Source organism: Chrysiogenia bacterium, from assembly GCA_020434085.1.
In the GTDB taxonomy this organism is placed as follows: Bacteria; JAGRBM01; JAGRBM01; order JAGRBM01; family JAGRBM01; genus JAGRBM01.
This window is the reverse complement of the sequence record JAGRBM010000516.1, coordinates 1-4,135: the sequence shown is the minus strand read 5'-3', so window position 1 is coordinate 4,135 and position 4,135 is coordinate 1. Positions and strand designations below refer to the sequence as shown.

The 4,135-nt window shown below is 64.1% G+C and carries 4 protein-coding genes; all 4 read left to right on the top strand.

Annotated elements, in window-relative coordinates:
- The coding region (locus KDH09_17355; GenBank protein MCB0221468.1) for a response regulator at window positions 1-944 on the top strand (944 nt) is incomplete at its 5' end.
- 8 nt (window positions 945-952) lie between these two features.
- Window positions 953-2,986 (top strand): HEAT repeat domain-containing protein, encoded by a 2,034-nt coding sequence (locus tag KDH09_17350; protein ID MCB0221467.1) that lies wholly within the window; start codon window positions 953-955, stop codon window positions 2,984-2,986.
- A gap of 38 nt (window positions 2,987-3,024) precedes the next feature.
- On the top strand, window positions 3,025-3,873 hold the full coding sequence (locus KDH09_17345; protein ID MCB0221466.1) for a protein-glutamate O-methyltransferase CheR: 849 nt from the start codon (window positions 3,025-3,027) through the stop codon (window positions 3,871-3,873).
- On the top strand, window positions 3,870-4,135 hold a 266-nt coding region (locus tag KDH09_17340), incomplete at its 3' end, for a response regulator (GenBank protein ID MCB0221465.1). The genes KDH09_17345 and KDH09_17340, both read left to right, overlap by 4 nt.

Below are 4,135 nucleotides of genomic sequence, written 5' to 3'. Positions count from 1 at the left end.
TGGTCAAGCTGAAGGTGCCTGCTGCGGCGCCCGCTCCAGCGGCTCCGCCGCCGGCTGCGCCTGCCGCATCCGCGCCTGCACCGGTCGCACCCGCGTCCGCTCCGGTGGCGCCGCCGCCTCAGGCTCCCTCGGCGGCTGCGCCGGCCGCCGCGCCCGCTACGGACGGCAAGGTGCATGTGCTGATCGGCAGCGAAAACGAAGAATATCGCCAGATGATTCGATCGGTGATCGAGTCCCAGACCGATTACAGAATCGACGAGAGCCCCGATGGTGACGATACCTGGCAGCGCCTGCTGGCCGGCCGTCCCGCCGTCCTGGTGGCCGACGTGGCCTTGCCCGGGCTCTACGGATTCGAGGTCGCGGAGAAAGTTCGCGCCGAACCGGCCATCGCGGGCACGAAGATCATCCTGATTGCCTCGGTCTACGACAAGACCCGCTACAAGCGCCGACCGAGTCAGCTCTATGGCGCCGACGACTATGTCGAGAAACACCACATTCCCGACCTGCTGGTTCCGAAGATCAACAACCTGCTGCTCGACGTGCATGGAACCGGGAAGAGCGCGCCCTCACCGACGGCGCCCGAGCCCTGGTTCTCTGCCGAGGCGATCGAGACTCCGCAGATGAACGACTCCCAGCGCGATGCGATGCTGGCGGCCGAGCCCAGTGTGCCGGCGGGGGACCAGTCGGGCGACAACGAAAAGGTGGAAAAGGCGCGGCGTCTGGCGCGCATCATCGTTTCCGACATTGCGCTCTACAACCAGGACCTGATTGAAGAGGGCATTCGCGAGGGGAACCTCGACGAGAAGCTCGCCAATGAAGTGGCTGAAGCGCGCGAGGTATTTGCCCAGCGCGTGGAAGAGAGCGTGCGTCAGCAAAGCGACTTCCTGGGCGAGGAGTTACGACGCCTGATTGAGTCGAAAAAGGCCGAAGTAGGGGGCGCCTGAGCAGACCAGTGAGCAGCGAGGGGAAATCATGGACGGACCGCCTGGCCGCGCTCTCCGAAGAGGAGCGGATTCAGACGCTGCAGGGCCTTCAGGAGCGTCCCGCGGAGGGCACAGAGGCTTTCCTCGCGGCCCTGGCCGATCCCAACTGGCGGGTGCGCAAAGCCGGCACCGAAGGCGTGCTGCTGCTTGAGCCCACGCCCGAGTTACTCGATACGCTCATCGGTTTTGTCGGCGCTCCCGACAACGCGGGGCTTCGCAATGCGGCCATGGAATCGCTTGTCGCCTTTGGCGACGTCTCGGTCGAACCGGTGCTCACAGCCCTGGAAAATCCCGACGGCGATGTGCGGCTCTTTTGCTGCAACATTCTTGGACAAATCGGAGATCCCCGGGTGTTGCCCGCCCTGATCGCAGCACTGGCCGACCCGGTTGAGAATGTGCGCACCGGCGCGGTCGAGAATCTCGGCCGGTTTCGCGGCCCCCATGCGGCCGAAGCACTGATCCGCTGCCTTGAATCCGATGAACTGGCGCTGCGTTTTGCCGCCCTGGAGGCGCTTGCCAGTCAGGCAGCGCTCATCCCGCTCCCCACGCTCGAGCGCCTTCTCTCCCAAAGCATTCTTCGCAAGGCCGTGTTCGATGTCATGAGCAGCGGCGAGTATCCCGGCGGCGTGGCACTGATGGTGGAGGGGCTCAAGGATTCAACCCGTTCGAGCCGTGAGGCTGCGCTCCGGGCGCTGTGGGCGACGGTTGTGAAGAAGGGGGACGCGGTGCGCCCACGCATTGTGGAGCTGCTTCGCACCGAACTCGACGACGCACAACTTGACACCCTGGCCGAGTCGCTCTCTTCGCACGACCAGGATGTGCGCTGCGCCGTCGTGGCAATCATTGGCGCGGCCAGCCGTCCGGGCACAGTCGATCCCCTGCTCAAGCTCATCAACGACGAGGGGGTCTACCGCCCACTGCGCGAGTCTCTGGCCTTCATGCAGCCAAACGCACTGGAGGACTGGCTCTCGCGTTTCGACAAGCTTGAAGCCAACGCTCAGGCGGTTGCCGCCCTGGCCTTTGGAAAGGCGCATTTTACGCCGGCACTGCCACTGCTGCATCGCTCACTTCGTTCCGACAACGGCAGGCTTCTGCGGTCTGCTGCTGAGGCGGTGGGCGATCTCGGTGATGCGCAGAGCGTTCCCGATCTGGCCGGACTTCTGCAGCATGCCTATCCCGACGTGCGCGAGGCAGCCGAGATCGCGCTCGAGAGCATCGGCACCGACCACCCCGAACTCGTTGTGGACGCCATTCAGGCGGGCCTCGCCTCCACCGATCCGGGCCTCCGGGCGGCCAGTGTGCGCGTGCTCGGTCAGGTGGCCGGCGATGAATCGGTGATTGAGCGGCTGCTGCTGGCGCTCGGGGATGTGGACGCCCAGGTGCGTGCCGCCGCGGCGCAGGCACTGGCGGCGGCCCATCTGGCCGAAGCAGGACAGGGGCTGGCGCGCGCGATCGCGGATGAGAACCCCGGGGTTCGCCGCACGGTGGCCTTTGCGTTGGGACGCTACGACGGGGAGGAAACCCTGAAAGCCCTCAAGGCCGCGCTCAAGGACCCGGACCTGTGGGTTCGCTCCGAAGCCGCGCGCTCGCTGGGGCGGATCGGTACGGACGCGGCGCTCGATATTCTCGAACGCGCGTTTTCCGATCCCCAGCTCCATCCGGTGCTGGCCGCTCGGGCACTCGAAGCCCTCGAAGAGGTCTCGGCCCAGCGAGCCTCCGACCGGGCGTTGGAGCTGCTCGATCACTCCGACCCGGACATCCTGATCTCGGCCCTGACGGTGCTCGGACGCACGATGAAGGACCATGAATCGCTCGTGGGAGGCGTGCTGGCGCGACTGGCCAAACACGAACACTGGAACGTGCGCTCCCATGCTGCGTCGCTGCTTGGAAAAATCGGAACCGAGAAGGCCCGCGACCTGCTGGCCCGGCTGCTGGATGAGGAACGTGACGGCCTGGTACAGAAGGCCCTGACGAGTGCGCTTCTCGGCAGCACGGACAGCTAGGGGGCAGGGCAATGGCCGAATACCGCTCACCCCCGCGAATGAGTGAAGAGGAATTCCGTCTGCTGCGGGATCTGATCAACGGCTATTGCGGTATCTATTTCGACGATCATCTCAAATACATGCTTGAGCGGCGACTGGGGCGTCGCGTGCAGCAGCGGATGCTTCGTTCCTTTGGCGAGTACGAGCAGTTCCTGCGCTTCGACCCCGAACGTGAGAATGAACTCGGCCAGGTGGTCGAACTGCTGACCACGAACGAGACCTATTTCTTCCGCGAAAAGTATCAGCTCGATGTCTTCTCGCGCGACGTGCTGCCGGAGCTCGTTGCGCACAACAGGAAGCGCGGCGACCATACCCTGCAGGTCTGGAGCGCCGGCTGCGCAACCGGGGAAGAGGCTTACACGCTGGCAATCATTCTCTCGGACTTCGAGAAGCTGCGAAACTGGCAGTGGAGCATCATGGCGACGGACATCTCGATCCGGGCGCTCCAGCAGGCCCGCGGGGGGAGTTACGGGCCCCATTCCTTTCGCGAGGAAATGCCGATGGGCTCGGATCGCTACTTCACCCGCGACGGGGACGGGCGCAAGCTGGTCAGCGAGGACCTGAAGCGCAGGGTTACCTTCTCCGCGCTCAATCTGACTGATCCGATGCGCCATGCGCTCTTTCACGGGCTCGACGCGATCTTCTGCCGCAACGTGCTCATTTACTTTGACCAGGCGACCAAACGAAAAGTCGTGGATCTTTTCTACCGAAAGCTCAAGCCCGGCGGCTTCCTGTTTCTGGGGCACTCGGAATCGCTGGTGAATCTGAGCACCAGCTTTGCGCTTCGCCACTTTCAGGGTGACATGGTCTATCAGAAACCAGTCACCGGTAAGGGGGAAGAGCAATGAGCGCCAACCCCATCCGCGTCATGGTGGTGGACGATTCGGCCTACAACCGCCGCATCCTCACCGACATGCTCGAAAAGAGTCGCGACATCGAAGTCGTTGCCAAGGCCCGCAACGGCGAGGACGCCCTCAAGAAGCTCTACGAGTTCAGCCCTGATGTCATCACGCTGGATCTGGAAATGCCCGGCATGGACGGGTTTACCTTCCTTCGGCTGGTAACTCAGTCCAGGCCGCTGCCGGTCATTGTGGTGAGTTCGCGCTCGGA